Annotated in this window: 15 protein-coding genes; 4 read left to right on the top strand and 11 right to left on the bottom strand. The window is 59.0% G+C overall.

Annotated elements, in window-relative coordinates; all coding sequences use genetic code 11:
• Positions 1-374: 374 nt before the first annotated feature.
• Both CKA81_RS04090 and CKA81_RS04095 read left to right on the top strand, forming a co-directional pair.
• The gene (locus CKA81_RS04090; protein WP_206750837.1) at positions 375-3,941 is read left to right on the top strand and encodes an autotransporter outer membrane beta-barrel domain-containing protein; all 3,567 of its coding nucleotides are present in this window, start codon (positions 375-377) and stop codon (positions 3,939-3,941) included.
• A gap of 99 nt (positions 3,942-4,040) precedes the next feature.
• Positions 4,041-4,943 (top strand): methylglyoxal synthase, encoded by a 903-nt coding sequence (locus CKA81_RS04095; protein WP_394342528.1) that lies wholly within the window; start codon positions 4,041-4,043, stop codon positions 4,941-4,943.
• A gap of 30 nt (positions 4,944-4,973) precedes the next feature.
• Here the strand turns inward: CKA81_RS04095 and lysS are convergent, their stop codons facing one another.
• The 3 genes from lysS to prfB form a co-directional block, all read right to left on the bottom strand.
• Complete coding sequence (gene lysS, locus CKA81_RS04100; RefSeq protein ID WP_128354171.1) at positions 4,974-6,494, bottom strand: lysine--tRNA ligase; 1,521 nt, start codon at positions 6,492-6,494, stop codon at positions 4,974-4,976.
• Between the two features lie 21 nt (positions 6,495-6,515).
• Entirely contained in the window at positions 6,516-7,268 is a 753-nt protein-coding gene (locus tag CKA81_RS04105; RefSeq protein ID WP_128354172.1) for an SDR family oxidoreductase, read from the bottom strand.
• A protein-coding gene (prfB, locus tag CKA81_RS04110; RefSeq protein ID WP_128354173.1) for a peptide chain release factor 2 occupies positions 7,269-8,373 on the bottom strand; the annotation gives its coding sequence in 2 pieces (ribosomal slippage) (positions 7,269-8,291 and positions 8,293-8,373; 1,104 coding nt in all).
• 163 nt (positions 8,374-8,536) lie between these two features.
• Between prfB and CKA81_RS04115 the strand changes: the two genes are divergently transcribed.
• Positions 8,537-9,553, top strand: coding sequence for a tellurite resistance/C4-dicarboxylate transporter family protein (locus tag CKA81_RS04115; protein WP_257791482.1), 1,017 nt, complete (start codon positions 8,537-8,539; stop codon positions 9,551-9,553).
• Positions 9,554-9,589: 36 nt separating this feature from the next.
• Here CKA81_RS04115 and CKA81_RS04120 read toward each other — a convergent pair whose 3' ends face one another.
• The 8 genes from CKA81_RS04120 to CKA81_RS04155 all read right to left on the bottom strand — a co-directional run bounded on the left by CKA81_RS04120 (position 9,590) and on the right by CKA81_RS04155 (position 18,629).
• On the bottom strand, positions 9,590-10,870 hold the full coding sequence (locus CKA81_RS04120; RefSeq protein ID WP_128354174.1) for a TRAP transporter large permease: 1,281 nt from the start codon (positions 10,868-10,870) through the stop codon (positions 9,590-9,592).
• Positions 10,867-11,415, bottom strand: a complete 549-nt coding sequence (locus tag CKA81_RS04125) for a TRAP transporter small permease (RefSeq protein ID WP_128354175.1) — start codon at positions 11,413-11,415, stop codon at positions 10,867-10,869. Before CKA81_RS04125 ends, CKA81_RS04120 begins: the two co-directional genes overlap by 4 nt.
• 61 nt (positions 11,416-11,476) lie before the next feature.
• Positions 11,477-12,478, bottom strand: a complete 1,002-nt coding sequence (locus tag CKA81_RS04130) for a TRAP transporter substrate-binding protein (protein ID WP_128354176.1) — start codon at positions 12,476-12,478, stop codon at positions 11,477-11,479.
• A gap of 89 nt (positions 12,479-12,567) precedes the next feature.
• Complete coding sequence (locus CKA81_RS04135; RefSeq protein ID WP_164878336.1) at positions 12,568-14,202, bottom strand: methyl-accepting chemotaxis protein; 1,635 nt, start codon at positions 14,200-14,202, stop codon at positions 12,568-12,570.
• A gap of 98 nt (positions 14,203-14,300) precedes the next feature.
• A complete protein-coding gene (locus tag CKA81_RS04140; protein ID WP_128354178.1) occupies positions 14,301-15,155 on the bottom strand; it encodes an ABC transporter permease in 855 nt (284 codons plus the stop codon).
• A gap of 5 nt (positions 15,156-15,160) precedes the next feature.
• On the bottom strand, positions 15,161-16,441 hold the full coding sequence (locus CKA81_RS04145) for an ABC transporter permease (RefSeq protein WP_128354179.1): 1,281 nt from the start codon (positions 16,439-16,441) through the stop codon (positions 15,161-15,163).
• A 2-nt stretch (positions 16,442-16,443) separates the two neighbouring features.
• Positions 16,444-17,508, bottom strand: a complete 1,065-nt coding sequence (locus tag CKA81_RS04150) for an ABC transporter substrate-binding protein (RefSeq protein ID WP_128354180.1) — start codon at positions 17,506-17,508, stop codon at positions 16,444-16,446.
• Between the two features lie 2 nt (positions 17,509-17,510).
• Positions 17,511-18,629 carry an ABC transporter ATP-binding protein gene (locus CKA81_RS04155; protein ID WP_128354181.1) on the bottom strand — a complete coding sequence of 373 codons (1,119 nt, stop codon included), beginning with the start codon at positions 18,627-18,629 and terminating at the stop codon, positions 17,511-17,513.
• 134 nt (positions 18,630-18,763) lie between these two features.
• On the opposite strand from CKA81_RS04155, the gene CKA81_RS04160 reads away from it, so the two are divergent.
• The gene (locus CKA81_RS04160) at positions 18,764-20,020 is read left to right on the top strand and encodes a metallophosphoesterase family protein (RefSeq protein WP_128354182.1); all 1,257 of its coding nucleotides are present in this window, start codon (positions 18,764-18,766) and stop codon (positions 20,018-20,020) included.
• The last annotated feature ends 3 nt before the right edge of the window (positions 20,021-20,023 follow it).

Consider the following 20,023-nt stretch of genomic DNA (forward strand, 5'->3'; position numbering starts at 1 on the left):
ACAGCCCCGCAGCGACGGGGACCTGTTACATCGCCGGCTATATGCAGATTTGTACTGGAAGGACGATGCTATTGATATTAAACGCATATTTATCGTAAACCCTGAGTGTAAAGCGTGTTTCAAGGCCTATTCGAACGATTCCAATATGCTCTAATCTGTTAACGGCGCTACCGAAGGTAGTGGAATGTAACGGCAGAACTAGTACAAAGGGATTAGGGATGGCATACAAAACGGCTCACTCAGGGTTTCGAATCAGCGCGATGGCGGTGGCACTTTTAGGGGTTTATGGAGTAGCGGCGGCAGATCCTGTATCCAGTACCTTGCTTTGCAAAAACAGCATTTGTGCGCCTGCTCCCGGCACCGCTTTCGAAGGTGTGTCCACTACGCCTACGTACTACGACTGGATCGTCAAGGCCGAGAACTCCGACTTAACGTTAACCGGTGGTTCGGTCAAAGGCACCGGGCATAAAACCCGCGGTGTTGGTTCAACGGCCGGGTCCAAGGTCATACTGGACGGCGTGACGGTTACTACACTCACAGGTGGCGGTACGAACTGGGGCAGCCATGGCGTCCAGGCAGATGAAGCCGGCAGCACGCTTAACATGAACGGCGGCTCAATCAGTACAACGGGCGAGTACAGCAATGGCATACAGGCAGGTGCTGGCGGATTCGTTATGGGTCGTGGCGTCACCATTACCGCTGATGGCGGAAACTCCCATACCTTCGGGGTCGAGGCGAATAACGGCGGCAGCGTCGACCTCGAAGGCGGCTCCATTGAGGTGAAAGGCAAAAACGCTGGTGGAGCACGGGCCTATACCGGTAACGGCAAAAGTGACAAAGGACTTATCAAACTTGTTGGCACTGGTGTTAGCGTTACCGGGGCAGCAGCCATTGGCTTGATGGCGGGAGATAAAGACGGCACCGCACCCGCAAGCACAGGCGACATCGTCTTCAGGAATGCTGATGTCAGCGTCAGTGGAACGAACGCCATCGCCGCGCGAGCACTTGCCGGCGGTGTGCTGACGATTGACAACGCAACGTTCATGTCCAGCACAGCGTCGGGCGATGCGACGGGAGTATTCGTAGATGGGCCAGGATCAGCCCTCAACGCCACCAACCTTACGATACGCAGCACAGGATCGTCGCGAGCCAAAGGCGTAGTGGCGGAAAATGGTGGCACGGCCTCGATCGTGGGTGGCACGATCGAAACCAGCGGCGGTATGAACTCACACGCCATGGACGCATTCCAGACGGGATCAGTAATAACCGCGACAGACGTCGATGTGAAAACGACCGGCTATGCTGCTGGTGCGTTCAATGGTGCCGAGGTCGTTCTGACCAGGGGGGTTTTTGATGTGGTAGGCACCACCGCAACTGTAGGTTGGGATACGGCAGCAGGGTTTGTTGTAGGTGGAAGCGCAGCGAATTCTAAACTTACCGCCCAGAACGTCACACTCATAAACTCGGCGGCTCTTCTTAATGCTCCCCCCACCTACACCAGCTCTGCGTTAAGAGTTGGCGCTGATTTCGGTACCGCACTCAACTCGCAGGCCGAGATGTCGCTGACCAATAGCGAAGTGATCGCTTCAGGATCGCAGCGTCGCATTGCACTCATTGAAAACAACAGCCATCTCATCGCTACCAATAGTCACCTGTCTTCAGAGCAGGACGAGGGCATAGCTCTTGTGAACAATGCCAAGTTGACGCTCGACGGAACCGCGGTCGAGGCCAAGAAAGAAAGCCTAAGGTCTCAGTTCAGTACTGCTGGCACGCAGACTATTACAGTGGGATCGGGTTCTACACTAAGTAAAAACAATGGAACTCTGCTGCTCGTCAAACGGGAAACTGCGGGTGATGCAGGCAAGGTCTCCCTCATCCTCGAGGCGGGTGCATACGCATCGGGCAATATTGAGAACCTCAATGCTGCAGGCGAGCGCGTTACGGTTGGTACGGATCGAACTTTCTTTGAGGTGAGAACGGGTGCCCACTGGGCTGGCTTGGTGTTAGACGCAAATACCAAGGATGAGTCCAACGTCAACGATGGTGAGACCATCACCGGAGATGTAGCGGTGTCTTCTGGATCGAATGTTGCCTTTAACGGCAACACGTTCAACTCGACGGTCGCATCGGGAGCCAATTCCAATATTTCGTTCAACGGAGCCACGACCATTGGAGGCAATGCGTTGGGCCAGTCCGGGTCCACTATGTCCTTCAGTGGTCCCGCCACGATTACGGGCGGTGTCACTGGGGTAGGCAGCAATTTCCAGTTTAACGGTCCCACGCAGATAGGCGGAAGTGTGGCACTAGGCGGAGGCTCGACGTTAGGCGGGGGCACGGTGGATGCACCCATTGAGATCGGCGGCGACGTTGATGTCTCTGAAGGGTCTGTGCTGGGGGGCAACCTTAATGTAGGCGGCGCGCTTTCCGGTTCTGGCGGAACACTTGCCCCGGGTAATTCCATTGGGTCTCAAACGTATGGTTCGGTAGCAGGATTTGGGGGCCGGTACGTTGCGGAAATCAATGCGGCAGGTCAGTCTGATTTTGTTCGCATCTCTGGCGGGGACGCCGATCTCAAAGGTATAGCGCTCGAAGTACGCCAAGAGAATGGCAATGGTGGCTATATGTTCGGTCATGAGTACACCATTCTTGAAACGGTCAAGGCCGATGGCATCAGCAACGTTTTAGACAACAAGTTCCAAAGTGCTGCGTTGGACGGTAGTTTTGTTGGCACTCTGGTCGAGCTGAACCCTGTCAACTACGGTGCCAACTATGTCAGGATCAGCCTCTCCAAGAATGCCGACGCGCTTGCTGCTGAACGTGCAACCTGGTCCCGCAACCAAAGCGCTGTAATGAGTGGACTTGGGGGCAATCCTCTGGACTACACTGTTGCTACCATGCAGCCCGACGTGCGCAAAGACGCATTAAATCAGCTTTCCGGCGAAGTCCACGCCAGCACGCAGTCCGCACTGCTTAACAACAGCAGCCTCATCACTCGCACGCTGACCAACCGCATGCGGGGCAATCTGGGTGCCGGCATGCAGGCCGGTGCGCCGACAGCGCAGTCGACAGGCGCAGTGGCTGGCTCCATGCCGACTTCCACGGCACATCCGCTCTGGGCTGAGGTGGTGGGCAGCTGGAGTACGTTGGATGACAATGGCAACGCAGCCGAGGTCAAGTCCAACGTGGCCGGCCTCTTCATCGGTGGCGATACGGCGGTTGGTAACGGTTGGCGTGTGGGCGGTGCGCTGGGCTTTACCGATGGCAAGATCGAGGTTAATGATCGCTCTTCCAAGTCGGATGTCACCAGCTATACCGCAGCGCTTTACGGCGGCAACAGCTGGGCAGCCGAGAGCGGCAAGGTTAACTTCCTGGCCGGCGCCGCGTACACCCGTCACGAGGTCGACAGCCGCCGCAGCGTTACAGTGGGTGGCAATCAAACGCTGAAGGCCGACTACGACGTCAATACCACGCAGTTGTTCACAGAGTTGGGTTATGCCATACCGGTGGGGCAGGCCAGCGAAGTGGAGCCCTATTTGGGCGTTGCATGGTTAAGCCAGAAGGCCAAGAGCTTCACAGAGACCGGTGGTTCGGCCGCTCTCCATGGCGACAGCCAGAAGGACGACGTCACTACCTTTACGCTGGGCCTGCGTGGCAAGACGGCGGTTGATGTCGGTGCCAACCAGGCGTCCTTGTATGCCGGTTTGGGTTGGCGCCATGCATCGGGTGATGTGGAAGCCGAGCGTCGCATGAACTTCGTTCAAGGCAATAGCGTGGGCTTCAAGGTGGCCGGTGCGCCGATCGCCAAGAACGCCGCTGTTGTGGACCTGGGCGCCGAGATGGCGGTGGGCAAGAACGCCGCCATGGGGCTGGGCTATTCGGGTCAATTCGGTAATGGTAATACCGACAGCACGGGTTCCTTGTACTTGAAGGTCAAGTTCTAAGCCGTTTAGTTGCACGCGACTTGGGCAGCACTTGAAAGAAGGCCGGCTTACGCCGGCCTTCTTGCGTATAGTGGGTAGTCACAACAAAGCAGTGTTGGCATGCTATTGTTGAACGCTATGAAAGATGCCTCTCCCACCTTACGTTTCGGCCTGGCGGCCAACCGGCTGCACCATGAGACCTATGGTGCAGCTTTGTTCAAATGGCTGGAGCAGTCGGCGGCCGGTATACGCGAGCTGGGCATCGAGCTGTACACCGTGGGTCGCACCTACGATGCGATCGACCGTTCGGGTCTGCTGGCCGGCCACGCCGGTCTGATCCGCTACCCCTTCGGGCGGGCCGGCGGCTTGATGAAGCTGGTGGCGCGTGTTACCGAGGGTCGCGACGGTGTTCGGCCCTTCGATGGCGCGATTTACCTGATCGATCCAGTAGACCCTTCGTCGATCTTCCCGGAAGCGTTGGCCTTGAAGCGCCAGTGCATCACACACGGGCGGCCGTTTGTGTCGACCTTGATGGGTGCCATCGAATGGGTAGAGGTCGAACGCCTAAGCCAGGGTTTGGCAACCGATCGCGCCCTGGATCCCATATTTGATTTCAGCAGCCAGACCCTTGCCCTGATCGCCCACGACGCCCTGAAAGACCAAATGGTGGCTTACGCGGCCAAGCATTTCGACCTGCTGTCGCGCTTTGAGGCCAGGGTCGGAACGGGAACAACCAGCGGGCGCCTTAATGAGCTGGCCTGGTCGCGCGGATGGCCGAAAGATCAGCCCTGGGTGCGCCCTTACTTAAGCGGACCGCTGGGTGGTGACGCCCAGATTGCCGAGCTGGTGCTGGAAGAGCGCTGCCAGCGCGTGATCTTTTTTGAAGACCCTCATGTTGCGCGTCAGCACGAGGCCGATATCCAATTGTTGGAACGGGCGGTACGGGTGGTTACCGACAAGGCTTGCTGCATCGCCTCGCCTGCTGTTGCCGACAAGTGGGCAGAGGCCGTAAAGCGGCGATAAAAAAGGCGGCCCGCAGGCCGCCGTCTTGCTTCAGTCTTCCGGCCGCAAGTGCGGAAAGAGGATGACGTCGCGGATACTGGGGCTGTCGGTCAAAAGCATGATCAGTCGGTCTATGCCTATGCCGCAACCACCTGTGGGGGGCAAGCCATACTCTAGCGCACGTATGTAGTCCGCGTCATAGAACATGGCTTCTTCGTCGCCGGCGTCCTTGGCCTCTACCTGGGCCTTGAAGCGAGCGGCCTGGTCTTCCGGATCGTTAAGCTCCGAGAAGCCATTGGCGATTTCACGACCCGTAATAAACAACTCGAAGCGCTCGGTAATGCCGGCTTGGGTGTCGGAAGCGCGGGCCAGTGGCGATACCTCGACCGGGTAGTCGATGATGTAGGTAGGCTTCCACAATTTTGCTTCGGCGGTTTCTTCGAACAGAGCCAGTTGCAATGCGCCCAGCCCGGCTCGCGCCAGCACAGGGCCATTGACGTCCGCACCCAGGCGCTTGAGCTCGGTGCGCAGATAGTCTTCGTCCTCCAACTGCGTGGCAGTGTAAGAGGGCGCGTACTTCAGGATGGCTTGTGCGATGGTCAGGCGATCGAAGGGCTGGCTGAGGTCCAGCGGCTGCTCCTGGTAGGTCAGCACGGCGCTTCCGGTAGCTGCTATGGCCGCTTCGCGGATAAGCGACTCGGTAAAGTCCATCAGCCACCGATAATCGGTATAGGCGGCATAGAACTCCATCATGGTGAATTCGGGGTTGTGCCGCGGGCTGACACCTTCGTTGCGAAAGTTGCGGTTAACCTCGAAAACACGATCAAAGCCGCCCACCACCAGGCGTTTCAGGTAGAGCTCGGGCGCAATGCGCAAGAACATCTCCATATCGAGCGCATTGTGATGGGTAACGAAAGGCTTGGCTGCCGCACCGCCAGGGATGGGATGCAGCATGGGCGTTTCGACTTCCAGGAAGCCGGCGTTCAGCATGAACTGCCTGAGGCTGCCGATAGCCTTGCTGCGCGCGATGAAGGTGCGGCGGGTGTCTTCCGTCATGATGAGGTCGACATAGCGCTGGCGATAGCGTAGTTCTTGATCAGCAACGCCGTGGAATTTGTCGGGCAGCGGGCGCAGCGACTTGGTCAGCAGCTTGATGGTGCTGGCGTGTACCGATAGCTCGCCTTTGTTGGTCTTGAATACCGTGCCTTCCACGCCCAGGATGTCGCCGCTGTCCCAGGTCTTGAACTGTGCGTAAAGGTCTTCGCCCAGCTTGGCCTTGTCCAGAAAAACCTGGATGCGACCCGTGCTGTCCTGCAAGGTGGCGAAGCTGGCCTTGCCCATGACGCGCTTAAGCATCATGCGACCGGCAATTTTTACAGGGGTGGCAAGTTCGGCCAAGGCTTCCTTGTCTTGTTCGCCGTAGGAGGCGTGCAAGTCGGCCGCTCGTGCGTCGGGCCGGAAATCGTTGGGGTAGGCCACGCCTTCGGCGCGCAATTTAGCCAGCTTGCCACGGCGTTCGGCGATCAGGTGGTTTTCGTCAATGGCAGGGCTGGTGGGCGTGGTTTCTGTCATGTTGGGAGATGTTTTTCGTGCTTAGGCGTGATTTCTAATGTCGTCGAGCACGGTTGTGCCGAAGTCGTTGTGGTCCAGGTAGCGCAGGATGCGGGCGGCTACGTCTGCGGGCGCAGATAGCTGTCCTTGCGCGTGCATGTCGGCAAAGCGCTGCACATTGGGAAAATCGGCGGCTGCGCTGCCGCGTATTTGTTCTTGCATGCCGGTGTCGATCACGCCCGGTGCAAGCGATGCGACGCGCACGCCATGGTTCTCGGCGTGCAGCACGCTGGTGTAGTGATCCAGCGCTGCTTTGGTGGCGCAATAAACGCCCCAGCCCGGCATGGGGTTGCGGCCCGCGCCGGAGGAAATGTTCAGGATGCGGCTGTCGGCTTGCAAGGGCTGGACGGCTTTAAGGAATGCCGCGGTCAACAGCATGACGCTGCTGACGTTAAGGCTGAAGGCTGCCGTGATGGCAGCGGCATTGGTCAAGTTGCTGGCCTGGCCTATGGGCTCGACGGTGCCGGCATTGTTGATCAGGATATAACGTTGGGCATCGGGCGGCAGGGCCGCCGCCAAGTCCTGCGCCACACGTTCGGCGGCGGCCGGGTCTGCCAGGTCGGCTTGAATCTGCTTTAGCGCGCAACCGGTGGCGGCAGCCCGCGCGGCAAGCGCGTCGTTCTGGCGACGGGCAATGGTAAGCACCAGCGAGCCCTGCTGCATCAGGCCCAGCGCCAGTGCTTCGCCCAACCCTCGGGACGCCCCGGTAACGATGGCGACAGTGCTTGCTTGCATTTAGACTCCTTGCTTCAGGCTGGCTTGTATGAAGGGATCCAGGTCGCCGTCCAGCACTTTCTGGGTGTTGGATATCTCGACGTTGGTGCGTAGATCCTTGATGCGGCTTTGGTCCAAAACATAAGAACGAATCTGGTGCCCCCAACCGACATCGGTCTTGGCGTCTTCCATCTTTTGCTGCTGCGCCATGCGGGTGCGTATTTCGAGCTCGTACAGGCGCGACCGGAGCATTTGCATGGCTTCGGCGCGGTTGCGGTGTTGGGAGCGGTCGTTCTGGCACTGCACGACGATGCCGGTGGGCTCGTGCGTAATGCGCACGGCTGAGTCAGTCTTGTTGATGTGCTGCCCGCCCGCACCGCTGGCACGGTAGGTGTCAACACGCAGATCGGCAGGGTTGATCTCGATTTCGATCGAATCGTCGACCTCAGGGTAGACGAATACGCTGGCAAATGAGGTGTGCCGTCCGTTGGCGGAGTCGAATGGGCTTTTGCGTACCAGGCGATGCACGCCGGTTTCGGTGCGCAGGAAGCCGAACGCGTAATCGCCTTCGATCTTGATGGTGGCCGATTTGATGCCGGCAACATCGCCGTCGGATTCTTCCAGAACTTCGGCCTTGAAATCCTTGCGCTCGCAATAGCGCAGGTACTGCCGCAACAGGATGGATGCCCAGTCTTGAGCTTCAGTGCCGCCGGCCCCGGCCTGGATGTCCATGAAGCAGTTGAGCGGGTCGGCCGGGTTGTTGAACATCCGGCGGAACTCCAGGTCTTCCAGCAGCAGGCCTATGGCGTCGGTGTCGTGCTCGATGGCCGCCAGCGTGGCGTCATCGTCATCGTCGGCGGCCAGCTCGAACAGCTCTTGGGCATCGTGCAGGCCGTTGCTTATCGTGGATAAAGTCTGGACAACTTTTTCCAGGCTCTTTTTTTCTCGGCCCAGCTCCTGGGCGTGCTTGGGGTCGTTCCAGACTTCAGCGCTTTCCAGTTCGGCGTTTACTACGTGCAGGCGTTCGGCTTTGGCATCGTAGTCAAAGGTACCTCCGAAGTGCCTGCTCGCGCTCCGCGTAGTCTTCCAGGCGGGCGGCAAGTTGGTTTTGGCGTTCGGCTTCCATGTGTATTCCTGATTATCTGCGTGATATTGGTATCTGCTAATCTCGCATTTTAACCTGTACTGGCCTGGCCTCCATGATGCTCCCGCCCGAATCACAGAATGCTCCCCTGGCCGACATCCCCGTAGCCGCGGTGCCGCAACCGTACTCCCAAGGGTTGGCGGCGATGTCGCCGGCCAATTTCGGGATGGTCATGGCGACCGGGATTGTGTCGATCGCAGCTCATTTACTGGGGCACCCGTCTGTGGCTCGCGGCTTGTTCACGCTGAACATTCTGCTGTATGGGGTGCTGTGGATCTTGACGGTGTTGCGTGTCAGCCGCTACCCGCGCCGATTCTTTGGCGATATGGCGGACCATCTGCGCGGGCCTGGTTTTTTCACCACGGTGGCCGCCACGGGCGTATTGGGCTCGCAGTATATGCTGCTTGCCGCTGACGCCGGCTCGGGCGCCGTTTTGTGGTTGCTGGCATTGCTGCTGTGGCTGGTGCTGACATACGCCATCTTTGCCATCTTCACCGTCAAGCGCGTCAAGCCCACGCTCGATAAAGGAATCAATGGCGGCTGGTTGCTTGCGGTAGTGGCAACCCAATCGATTTCGGTGTCCAGCGCCTTGCTTGCGGTCAGTCAGCCCGCCTATCAGCTGGAACTGAACTTCCTTGCCCTGTCGATGTGGCTGTGGGGCGGCATGCTGTACATCTGGCTGATGGCTCTGATCTTTTACAGGTACACATTCTTTCGCTTGTCGCCGGACGATCTGACGCCGCCTTACTGGATCAATATGGGCGCGATGGCGATCTCGACGCTGGCCGGCTCCTTGCTGATCGCCAACGCGGCGCAAGTGCCTTTCCTGGCCTCGATGTTGCCTTTCCTGAAGGGTTTCACGGTGTTTTACTGGGCAGCGGGTACGTGGTGGATACCCATGTTGCTGCTGCTCGGGCTATGGCGCTACGTCTATATGCGGTTTCCGCTACGGTACGACCCCCTCTATTGGGGCGCTGTGTTTCCTTTGGGCATGTATGCGGCCTGTACCTACCAGCTTGATGCCGTCATGCAGTTTACCGTGCTGGCATGGCTGCCTATTGTTTTCTTCTATTTGGCCTTGGCGGCCTGGAGCCTGACCTTCGCGGGCCTGGTGGCGCGCGTTGCAAGGGGGCTGCTGAAAACCAAAACGCCGTCGATATAGCGACGGCGTTTTGAAAACTTCAAGGTGTACTGCGGTTTAGAAATTACCGATGTTAGGCAGCCACAACGAAATTGCCGGCACGTAGGTGATTAGCACCAGGAAACTAAGCAGTATCAGCAGCCAGGGCGAAGCCGCCCGAACCACCTGTCCGATAGACATCCTGGTGATTCCGGCTGTTACGAACAGGTTCAAGCCTATGGGTGGCGTAACCATGCCGATTTCCAGGTTGACCACGATGATAATACCCAGGTGCACGGGGTCTATGCCCAGCTCCATCGCAATCGGGAACAGGATGGGCGCCAGGATAAGGATAATGCCTGTCGGCTCCATGAACATGCCGGCGATCAATAGCAAGACGTTGACCACGATCAGGAATTGCCAGGCCGCCATGTCCCATGCCACGATCTGCTCCGCAATAGCTTGGGGAATGCGCTCGGTGGTAAGCACATGGGCGAAAAGCAGGGCGTTCACGACGATGAACATCAGCATGATGGTCACCTTGGAGGCGTCCATCAATACTTCCGGAACTTGCCGCATGCCTATGTCGCGGTAGATGAATACGGCCACGAAGAAGGCATAGACTGCCGCAACCGCAGCCGCCTCGGTCGGCGTGAAGATGCCGCCATAAATACCGCCAAGGATGATAAAGATCAGCATCAAACCCCAGAAGGAATCGCGACCCGCGGTCACTACTTCCTTCATTGATGCTCGTGGCTGGCGCGGGTAGTTCTTGATGCGGGCCACGATATAAATTGCCACCATCAGCAGCAAGCCCAGCAGCAAACCCGGTACGACCCCTGCCATGAAAAGCTTGCCGACTGAGGTTTCGGTGGCTGCGCCGTAGACCACCAGGACGATGGAAGGCGGAATAAGAATACCCAGAGTGCCTGCGTTGCAGACCACGCCTGCGGCGAAGGGCTTGGGATATCCGGCGCGCACCATCCCGGCGATCACGATGGACCCAACCGCCACCACGGTGGCGGGTGAAGAGCCCGACACGGCAGCGAACAGGCAACACGCCAGTACGGACGCGATGGCCAGGCCGCCATGCAGATGACCGACCGTTGCAATCGCAAAGCGGATCATGCGTTTTGCCACGCCGCCGGTGGTCATGAAGGCACCTGCCAGCACGAAGAAGGGGATAGCCATGAGCGTGAAGTGTTCGGAGGTTTCGAACATCTTCAAGGATAAGGAGGCCAGTGAGTCGTGGCCGAACAGCAGTATGGTCAGTATTGAAGACAGGCCCAGCGACACGGCCACGGGTACGCCCATGAACATGAAGAGGAACAGCATGATGAATAGCGCGCCGGTGGTCATGGTTGCTCCTGGCCGGGTGTGGCGGTGTCGTCACTGCGGTACTTGAGGGCGTCTTCGACTTCATCACCCAGAAGATGTGTGTCTTTGCCGCGTAGCATGTCGATCAGTATTTTGGTGAAGCGGAAAAAAAGCAGCGCGAAGCCAACCGGCATGACAAGCCGTGGTATCCACTGATAGATGGGGATGTCTTGTGCGAGGATGCCGATGTCATACATTTTGCTGACATACACCCAGCCGCCTATAAAAACGATGATCGCGTAGATGACGCAAAGCAAGGTGGCCACGATGCCAACCTTGTGCGCGACATTACGCGGAAGAATCTTGACGAGCGCGTCGACTCCAATATGCGCGCCGACCCGCACACCATAAGAAATTCCGAGAAAGATCAGGCCGCCAAACAGGAAGGTGCTAAGTTCAAGTGCCCATACAAAGCTGTAATTGAATATATAGCGGGCGACGACCTGACCGAAGGTGACGAGGGTCATGGCTGCCAACAGCAGGGCAATGAGGCCTTCCTCCAGCCGTTCAAGCCAGACGAATTTCATGGTGGTGCTCCAGATGCGGGGATGTACTGTGCGCGCCGCAGGACGCGGCGCGCGTTAACGATTACTGGTTGGACTTCAGTGCGGACTGGATCAGGTCGGCGCCGATATCGGCTTCGAACTTCTTCCAGACGGGCTCCATGGCTTTGCGCCAAGCGGCAACGTCTTCCTTGCTAAGCTCTTGTACCTTGGCCTGATTGGCCTCGAGGATGCGCTTGCGGTCGCGTTCGTTAAGCTCAGCCGCCTTGTTATTGGCAAAGACGGTGGCCTCTTCCATGGCCTTTTCCAGACCGGCGCGTATATCTTCAGGCAGGCCATCCCACCACTTGGCATTGGTGACGACCATGTAGTCGATCACACCATGGTTGGTGTTGGCGATGGTTTTTTGTACCTCGTGGAATTTTTGCGAGTAAATGTTGGACCAGGTGTTTTCCTGACCATCGACCACGCCGGTTTGCAGGGCTTGGTAGACCTCGGCGAAAGCCAGCTTCTGCGGGTTGGCGCCAAGCTGGCGGAACTGGGCTTCGAGTACGTCCGAGGCCTGGATGCGGAACTTCAGGCCTTTGATATCTTCGGGGCGGGTAAGCTTGTCTTTGTTGGTGGACAGCTGCTTCATGCCATTGTGCCAGTAGGCCATGCCCTTCAGGCCGCGATTGGTCATGGAGTTAAGCAAGGCCTTGCCTTCGGCGCTGCCCTGGAAGCGGTCGACGGCTTCCATGTCGTCAAACAGGAAAGGCAGGTCGAACAACTGCACTTGCTTGGTATAGCGGTCAAACTTGGACAGCGATGGCGCGATGAACTGAACGTCGCCCAACAGCACCGCCTCCATTTCCTTGGCATCACCAAACAATTGCGAGTTCGGGAACACCTGTACCGTTACTTTGCCCGGCAGCAGCTTCTCGGCGACCTCTTTGAATTTCATGGCGCCCTGACCCTTGGGCGTGGCGTCGGCCACGACGTGGCTGAATTTGATGACGATAGGGTTTTGTGCCAATGCGGATGCCGAGAACGACAGCGCAATACTGGCGCCCAGGACAGTGAGCATCCGTGATGGTGTGAGCTTCATATGGTGTCTCCAATCTTTTAAGTGTGAACGATGCCCGTACACTGTACTGATCTGAAACATCCATGTCAAAGCTTATCGTTTAGGGTTTTTCATAGGGTGGACGATGCTGTTAAAGCGTGATCTTCACCCAGGGCAAAGTGGGAAAGCGCCTGCATCAGGCTATTTGCCTGACCGTGCTGGTGGCGTGTCGCGCCGCTGGCTTTTTGCACCATGGCGACGTTGTGTTGGGTGATGGTCTCCAGATGGCCCAGCGCGACATTGACCTCCTCGATACCATTGGCTTGTTCGCGCGAGGCCTGGGCGATCTCCAGCGTCATGCCCCGCACCTGCGCCATCGACGCCGCCATCTGCTCCACACTGCGCTCGGCAGCTTCCACCAGCGCGGTGCCGCCATCCAGTTGCTGAACCGAATGGGTCAGGATGCGCTCGATGTCTCGCGCCGCTTCGTCTGATCGGCGCGCCAGGGCGCGCACTTCGGTGGCAACCACGGCAAAGCCTCGCCCGTGCTGACCCGCACGCGCCGCCTCTACTGCCGCATTAAGCGCCAGGATATTGCTCTGGAAGGCGATGCCGCTGATCAGTCCCGAGATATCCGCAACCTTGCGGGCATCGGTCCGTACCGCCTGCATGGTCGCTGCGGCTTCATGGATGTCTTGGCTGCACTGCTCCGCCAGGGCATCGGTGTGGGCGACCAGTTCGCTGGAACGCTCCGCGTGGTCGGCGTTCTGTCGCACCGTCACGGCCAGTTCTTCCATCGCGCCCGCAGTTTGCTGCAAGTTGGCCGCCTGCTCGGTGCTGCGTTGCGACAGATCTTCATTGCCACGACTGATGTGCTCGGATGTGGTCGCGATCTGCTGGGCGCTGTCTCGTACGTCGTGGACGGCCAGGTGCAGGCCGGCACCGATGCCGTTCAGCGCGCTTAACAGTTTGCCCAGTTCGTCGCGGCGCCGCACGGCTATCCGGGCGGTCAGTTGCCCGTCGGCCAGCCGCTCGGCCAGGCTCACGCCTACGTCCAGCGGTCGCTTGACGGACCGGTACAGCGCCCACAGCGCCACGGCGCTGCCAACCAGCAAAATGGCCATTGCGCAGACCGCGGTCCAGAGCGCGCTGCGACTGGCCGCACTGGCCATCTGCACATCGGCATCGTGGCGGGCGGTTTGCATGGCGTTGAACCGGTCGATGTCCCTCATGATGGCGGCAAAGGCATCAGCGTACTGTTGACCAAAGATCATGACCTTGGCCATGAGCGCATTGGGCAAGGCCACCTTGATGCCGCCTTTTCCGTCATCGAATTGTCCGCTGGCCGTACTGATAGCCTCGCGCTGTGTGGCGGCTAGCTCGAGAATGCCGGCATGCGCTGCTTCCAGCACGTCCATCTCGGCCTGGGTGTAGCCTGCCATTCTGAGCCGTTCCAATATTGCTTGCTGAACACCGTGCTCATCCGGCGCGCGTCCTTCCAGGACCGCGCGCAAGTGCTCGTAGCTTTCTTGGAACTCCGGCTGCTCGCTCGCGACAAAAGCCATGACATCGCGGCTCATGGCCTGCACCATATTCTTATAGCCGGTGGCGAGCGCTGTGGCGGCTGATCGCTGTTGTTCCGTGGCTTTCAGTCGCTCGGTGCTGGCGGTCAAGCCATACAGGGCGCCGATGACCAGCGCGCAAAGCATGGCCAGTACAGCCAGGAACAAGACAAAGCTGTTCTTCAAGGTAAACCAGTGTTTCATGCCAGACATTGCCCGTTATTGTTTGTTGTGTCCGGGTCTGTGATCTGGCCCGGCGGCAGGGACTACCGGCGGGATTATTGCAACGCAACATTACGTGCTTATGACAGGGCTCCTGCCCTTATTCTTTCAGAGCGGCGGCGTAGGAACTCGAGGGTGGCCAGGAACAATATGGAGACGACGATAAGCAGGGTGGCGACGGCCAGGATGGTGGGGTTGATCTGTTCGCGCAGCCCGGCAAACATTTGGCGGGGTATCGTGCCTTGCTCCGGGCCTGCCAGGAACAGCACCAGCACGATTTCATCGAAAGATGTCACGAAGGCGAACAGCGCGCCCGAAATCACGCCTGGCCGTATCAGGGGAATCACCACGTCGCGAAACACCTTCAGGGGCGAGGCGCCCATGCTGAGCCCCGCTTGATACAGCGTTCGGTCAAAGCCCGCCAGCGTAGCGGTGACGGTGATGATGACAAACGGCACACCGAGCGCCGCGTGGGCGATGATGATGCCGGCGAAGCTGCCGACCAGATTGAAGCGGGTGTAAAAGAAGAACATGCCCGCGGCCACGATGATGAGCGGGACGATCATGGGCGAGAGCAGCAGGGCAGTGATCAAACGCCTGTAAGGCATGTGTTCGCTGGCCAGGCCGACCGCCGCAAGCGTACCGAGCGTGGTGGCGATCAGGGTGGCGAAAATGCCGATGAAAAAGCTGTTGCGTATCGCCATGAGCCAGTTCTGGCTGTGGAAAATGGCGGCATACCACTTGAGCGAATAGGCGTCAGGGTCCAGACGCAGCATGCCCTCGGTGAAGCTGAAAAACGGTTCGGCGTTGAAAGACAGCGGAATAATCACCAGTATGGGCAATATCAGGAAGAACAACACCGCCCAGGCGGTCAGTTTGAGCCCATAGGCGCCCAGCTTATGCCGCCAGGTGTAGTACGCCGGATATGCCTCCATGCCTGTCATCCCAATTTGATGTTGCGCGCGCCGATCAGGCGGTCGTAAATCCAGTACAGGATCAAGATAAGCACCAGCAGCAGTGTGCCCAGCGCCGCCGCCAGGCCCCAGTTGTTGGACCGCTGCATGTGGAAGGCGATGATGTTGGAAATCATCTGCCCGTCCGTCCCGCCTACCAATGCCGGGGTGATGTAGTAGCCCACCGAAATAATGAACACCAGCAGCGAGCCGGCGCTCAGGCCGGGCAGCGTCAGCGGCATGAAGACGCGCAGGAAAGCCGACCAGGGGCGACTACCCAGCGACAACGCTGCGCGCACATAGGTGGGGTCGATGCCGCGCATGACGCTGTACAGCGGCAGGATCATGAAGGGCAGCAAGATGTGCGTCATGGAGATGATGGTGGCGTCGCGGGTATACAGGATTTCCAGTGGAGCGCTGGTCAGGCCTACGGCCTGGAATACGGAATTGACTACGCCGTTGGTCTGCAGCAGGGCGATCCACGCTGTCGTGCGCACCAGCAAAGACGTCCAGAAGGGCAGCAGCACCAGTACCATCAGCATGCCCGCCACGCGGCGTGGCGCATGCGCCAGGTAATACGCCAGGGGATAGCCCAGCAAGATGCATAGCACCGTAATGGCCAGCGCAATGCCCAGTGTCTTGCTGTAAAGCTGCAGATAGATGCGGGCGGATTCCCGAACGTGGATCTCGCCCTGGGGGCTGCGGTCCAGATCGAGCGCCGTCAGGTAGTGCGTGTCGGTGTAGGCGCGGCCTACTGTCTTGATGGCGTGCCATATTTGCGGCTGACCCCAGCGCGGATCGGCATCGCGCAATAGCTGCACGCTGCCGGACGCCAGTTGCTCGCCCTGTGCGTTGCGCATCTTGCGCGCGGTGGAGTTGATCAGGCTGGAAGCGCCGGGATGGGCGCGGTTGACCGCTGCCGCCAAAACCCCGGCCTGCCGGTTGGTCGCAAGCTGCTTGAGCTCACCGGCCATGGCGCTGAACGCCTCCGGGTCCGGTAGCTCGGTGGTTGTCCAGTCGGACAGCGCCTCGACCGTCTTGGGTATGAGCTCGACGACGGTCGGGTTGTAGACGCTGCGGTAAAGCATGGTGGCGATAGGTGCCACAAAAGCAAAGAAAATGAAGGCCAGCAAGGGCACCACCAGCAGCAGGCTGATGCGCCGGCGGCGACGCAGTTCGCGCCGTTCCGCCTGCACCTCGCCCGCCGACGGGGCGTTGTCGGCGTGCAGTGCGCTGCTGTGGTGGAGCGAGTCCTGGCCGGCCGTCATCTTTACTTAAGGAGCCACTCGTTGAACTTCTCGCCCAGGGTTTCACCGTAATCGGCCCAGAAGATGCCATCGGCCTTGATGCCCTTGTCCACGTGTGTGCTGGGCAGATGGTCGATGACCGCCTTGTCGACCAAAGCCATGGAAGACTTGCGCGGAGGGCCGTAGGCCACATCCTGGAATCCGGCCAGCGCCTTGGTGCTGGTGGTGTAGGCGACGAACTTCAGGGCTTCTTCAAGCTTGGGTGTGCCCTTGACGATGCCCCAGGCATCCAGGTCGAACAAGTTGCCGTCCCAGACGATGGTAAATGGCTTGCCCTCGCGCTTGATGGCGTCAAAGAAGCGCCCATTGGCCGATTGCACCATGATGGCGCCGCCGTCATTGAGCAGTTGTGGTGCTTGCGACCAGCTGTCGAACCAGACGATATCGTTCTTGATGGTGTCCAGTTTGGCGAAAGCGCGCGCCTGGCCTTCTGGTGTTGCCAGCACTTTGTAGACGTCAGCCTCGGGTACGCCGTCAGCCAGTAGCGCCCATTCCAGGTTCACTTGAGCACGTTTGCGCAGGGCACGCTTGCCCGGAAACTTCTTCAGATCGAAGAGGTCTTCGATGGTGGAGGGTGCCTTGTCGCCTATGGTTTTGTTGTTATAGGCGTAGACCGTGCTCCAGACGATTTCGCCCACACCGCATTCATTTTGCAGCGCGGCCGGAATGAAATCTTCTTCAGCCGGTGTGCCATCGGCGCCGTCCAACAGGATGTCGCGCGGTATGACTTCAAGCAGCCCTTCGGCGCAGGCGCGCTCCAGATCGATGGTCTCGATATCGACGACATCCCATTGAATCTGTCCGGCCTCGACCTGGGCCTTGATTTCGGCCACGCCGCCGGTATAGTTTTCGAACAGTATCTTGGTGCCGGTTTCAGCCATGTAGGGATCGATCTGGTGCACCTGCTGAGCGGCGCCGTAAGCACCGCCAAACGACACGACGGTAAGCGTTTGCTGCGCCTGGGCAGGGGCGCCCAAGGCCAGGCCCAGCACTAATGATGGGCCCAACAGCTTCGTGAATGTTTTCATTGCTATTCTCCTCGGACTGGGTGTGTGTGACTTTTGAATGCGTAGCAGTCCCCGGCGGTCCAGCCCAGGGTTGCGGATTGCCCCTCTGTGAACTCGGGGGCTTTGGTGTCGTTCAGCGTTTTGATGGTGACATGGCTGCCATCGGAAAGCTTGAAGTAGTAACGAATGAAGTCGCCCACGTAATGACGCGCCACGAAATGCGCCGCCACCCGGTTGCCATCGGGCTGCCCATCCGTGATGATGCTGAGCTTCTCGGGGCGTATGGACACGATGCAGTGCTGGTCGTCTGCCTCGCAGTTGCCATTATTGGCCATGACCTCTGTGCCGCAAGCCATGCGAGCCGCCATGCTGCCGCCAGTCAAGGTAATGGCCTGGGCCGGGATCAGGTTGTTCTCGCCAATAAAGTTGGCCACAAAGGCGTTGGCGGGTCGCTCGTAGAGGTCGTCGGGCGATGCATATTGCTGCACCACGCCTTCATTGAATACCGCGATACGGCTGGACATGGTCAGTGCCTCGACCTGGTCGTGCGTGACATAAATGACGGTGAACCCCAGCTTCTTGTGCAGACGCGTGATCTCAAACTGCATTTGCTCGCGCAGTTTCTTGTCCAGGGCGCCCAGGGGTTCGTCCATAAGAACCAGCGTGGGCTCGAAGATCAGGGCGCGCGCCAAGGCGACGCGCTGACGTTGGCCGCCAGACAATTGGCCCGGGTGCCGGCTGCCGAAATCGCTTAGCTCGATAAGCTTCAGGTATTGATCGACGCGCTCCTTGATTTGCGCCTTGGGCATTTTGCGCACGGTAAGCGGGTAGGCCAGGTTCTCGGCGACCGTCATGTGCGGAAATAAGGCGTAGTTCTGGAACACCATGCCGATGTTGCGTTTGTACGGAGCGGTTTTTGTGATGGGGTGGCCGTTGACCGTAATGCTGCCGCTGGTGACGTTTTCGAACCCGGCCAGCATCATCAGGACGGTGGTCTTGCCCGAGCCGGAAGGCCCCAGCAGGGTGACGAATTCGCCTTGCTTGACATCAAGGTTGAAATCTTTGACGACCAGGGTCTTCTGATCGTAGGTTTTCTTGACGTTGCTGAATTGGAGAAATCGGTCCTGTTGCGGTGCTTCCATCGACGGTCCTGTTGATTCTTGTGTGTGGCCGGCCAGGCTGTTGCCATGCCGCTGGCCTGCGCGAAGCAAATTTAGAATAGCATTAGACGCTAAGATTGAGACCAAGGGTTTCCCCCGTTTATAGGACAGCACTCGTGAGATTCATCCATGCGGCCGACATACATCTGGACAGCCCGCTAACCGGGTTGGGCGCTTATGCCGATGCGCCGGCGCAGGCCTTGCGGACGGCCACGCGGGATGCGTTCACGGCGCTGGTCGACCTGGCCATCAACGAGCAAGTCGACTTCATGATCATTGCCGGCGACCTGTACGACGGCAACTGGAAGGACCACAACACCGGCCTGTATTTTGTGGCGCAGATGGGCAGGCTTAATCGTGCCCGCATTCCGGTTTACCTGCTTCACGGCAATCATGATGCAGCCAACGACATGACGCGCGGCCTGCTCATGCCCGAGAACGTCTTTGTATTTGGCACCGAACGCGCCTCCACCTTTGTGCTGGACGAACTGAAGGTGGCGCTGCACGGACACAGCTTCAAAGTAGCTGCCACCACGGACAACCTGGCGGTGCAGTACCCCGCTCCCATAGACGGCATGTTCAATATCGGCGTGCTGCATACGGCGCTCGAAGGCAATGCGCAGCACGCCACTTATGCACCCTGTTCGCTGGACGAGCTGCAAGCGCGCGGGTACCAGTATTGGGCGCTGGGCCATGTGCACGAGTACGCGATCTGGCGTGGCGACGCCGTCGTGGTCTTTCCCGGCAATTTACAGGGCCGGCATATTCGCGAGTCGGGGCCCCGGGGCGCCGTCATGGTGTCTTGCGATGCTCTTGGGCACGTTGACGTGCACCGCATATTTGTTGATGTACTGCGTTGGGAAACCGTGCAGGTCGACGTTTCGGCGTGCCTTACATTCAATGACGCCGTACGCGCTATCGGCGCGGCGCTGGACGCCGTGGCGCTCGACAAGGGTGCGGACAGGCCCCTGGCGTTGCGGGTTGTGGTGTGCGGAACCAGCGTTGTGCACGGAGAGCTTTTCGGGCTAGAGCATCAGTTGCGTGCCGAGGTGCTGGCCCAGGTTGCCGCGATCGGCAACGAACGACTATGGCTGGAAAAAGTACAGTTGGCAACGCAGCCACCCGCGCAGGCATCGTCCCGCTCGGAACATGTCGAAGCTTTGGACGACCTGGCTGAATACTTGAAGGCTGCGCAGACCGATCCGGATTTTCGGGCCGGTCTGCAAGCCGACCTTCTTGCCTTGGTGGGCAAGGCGCCTGCGGCCCTGCATGACTCCATACCCTGGTTTTCCGACATCCGGACGGGCGAGCTGGATGCATTGCTGCAGGAGGTCCGGCCCGCCTTGATGGCACAGTTGGACAAGGCGGATTAAGGG

Origin of the sequence: Pollutimonas thiosulfatoxidans (assembly GCF_004022565.1) — a bacterium.
GTDB lineage: Bacteria > Pseudomonadota > Gammaproteobacteria > Burkholderiales > Burkholderiaceae_B > Pusillimonas_D > Pusillimonas_D thiosulfatoxidans.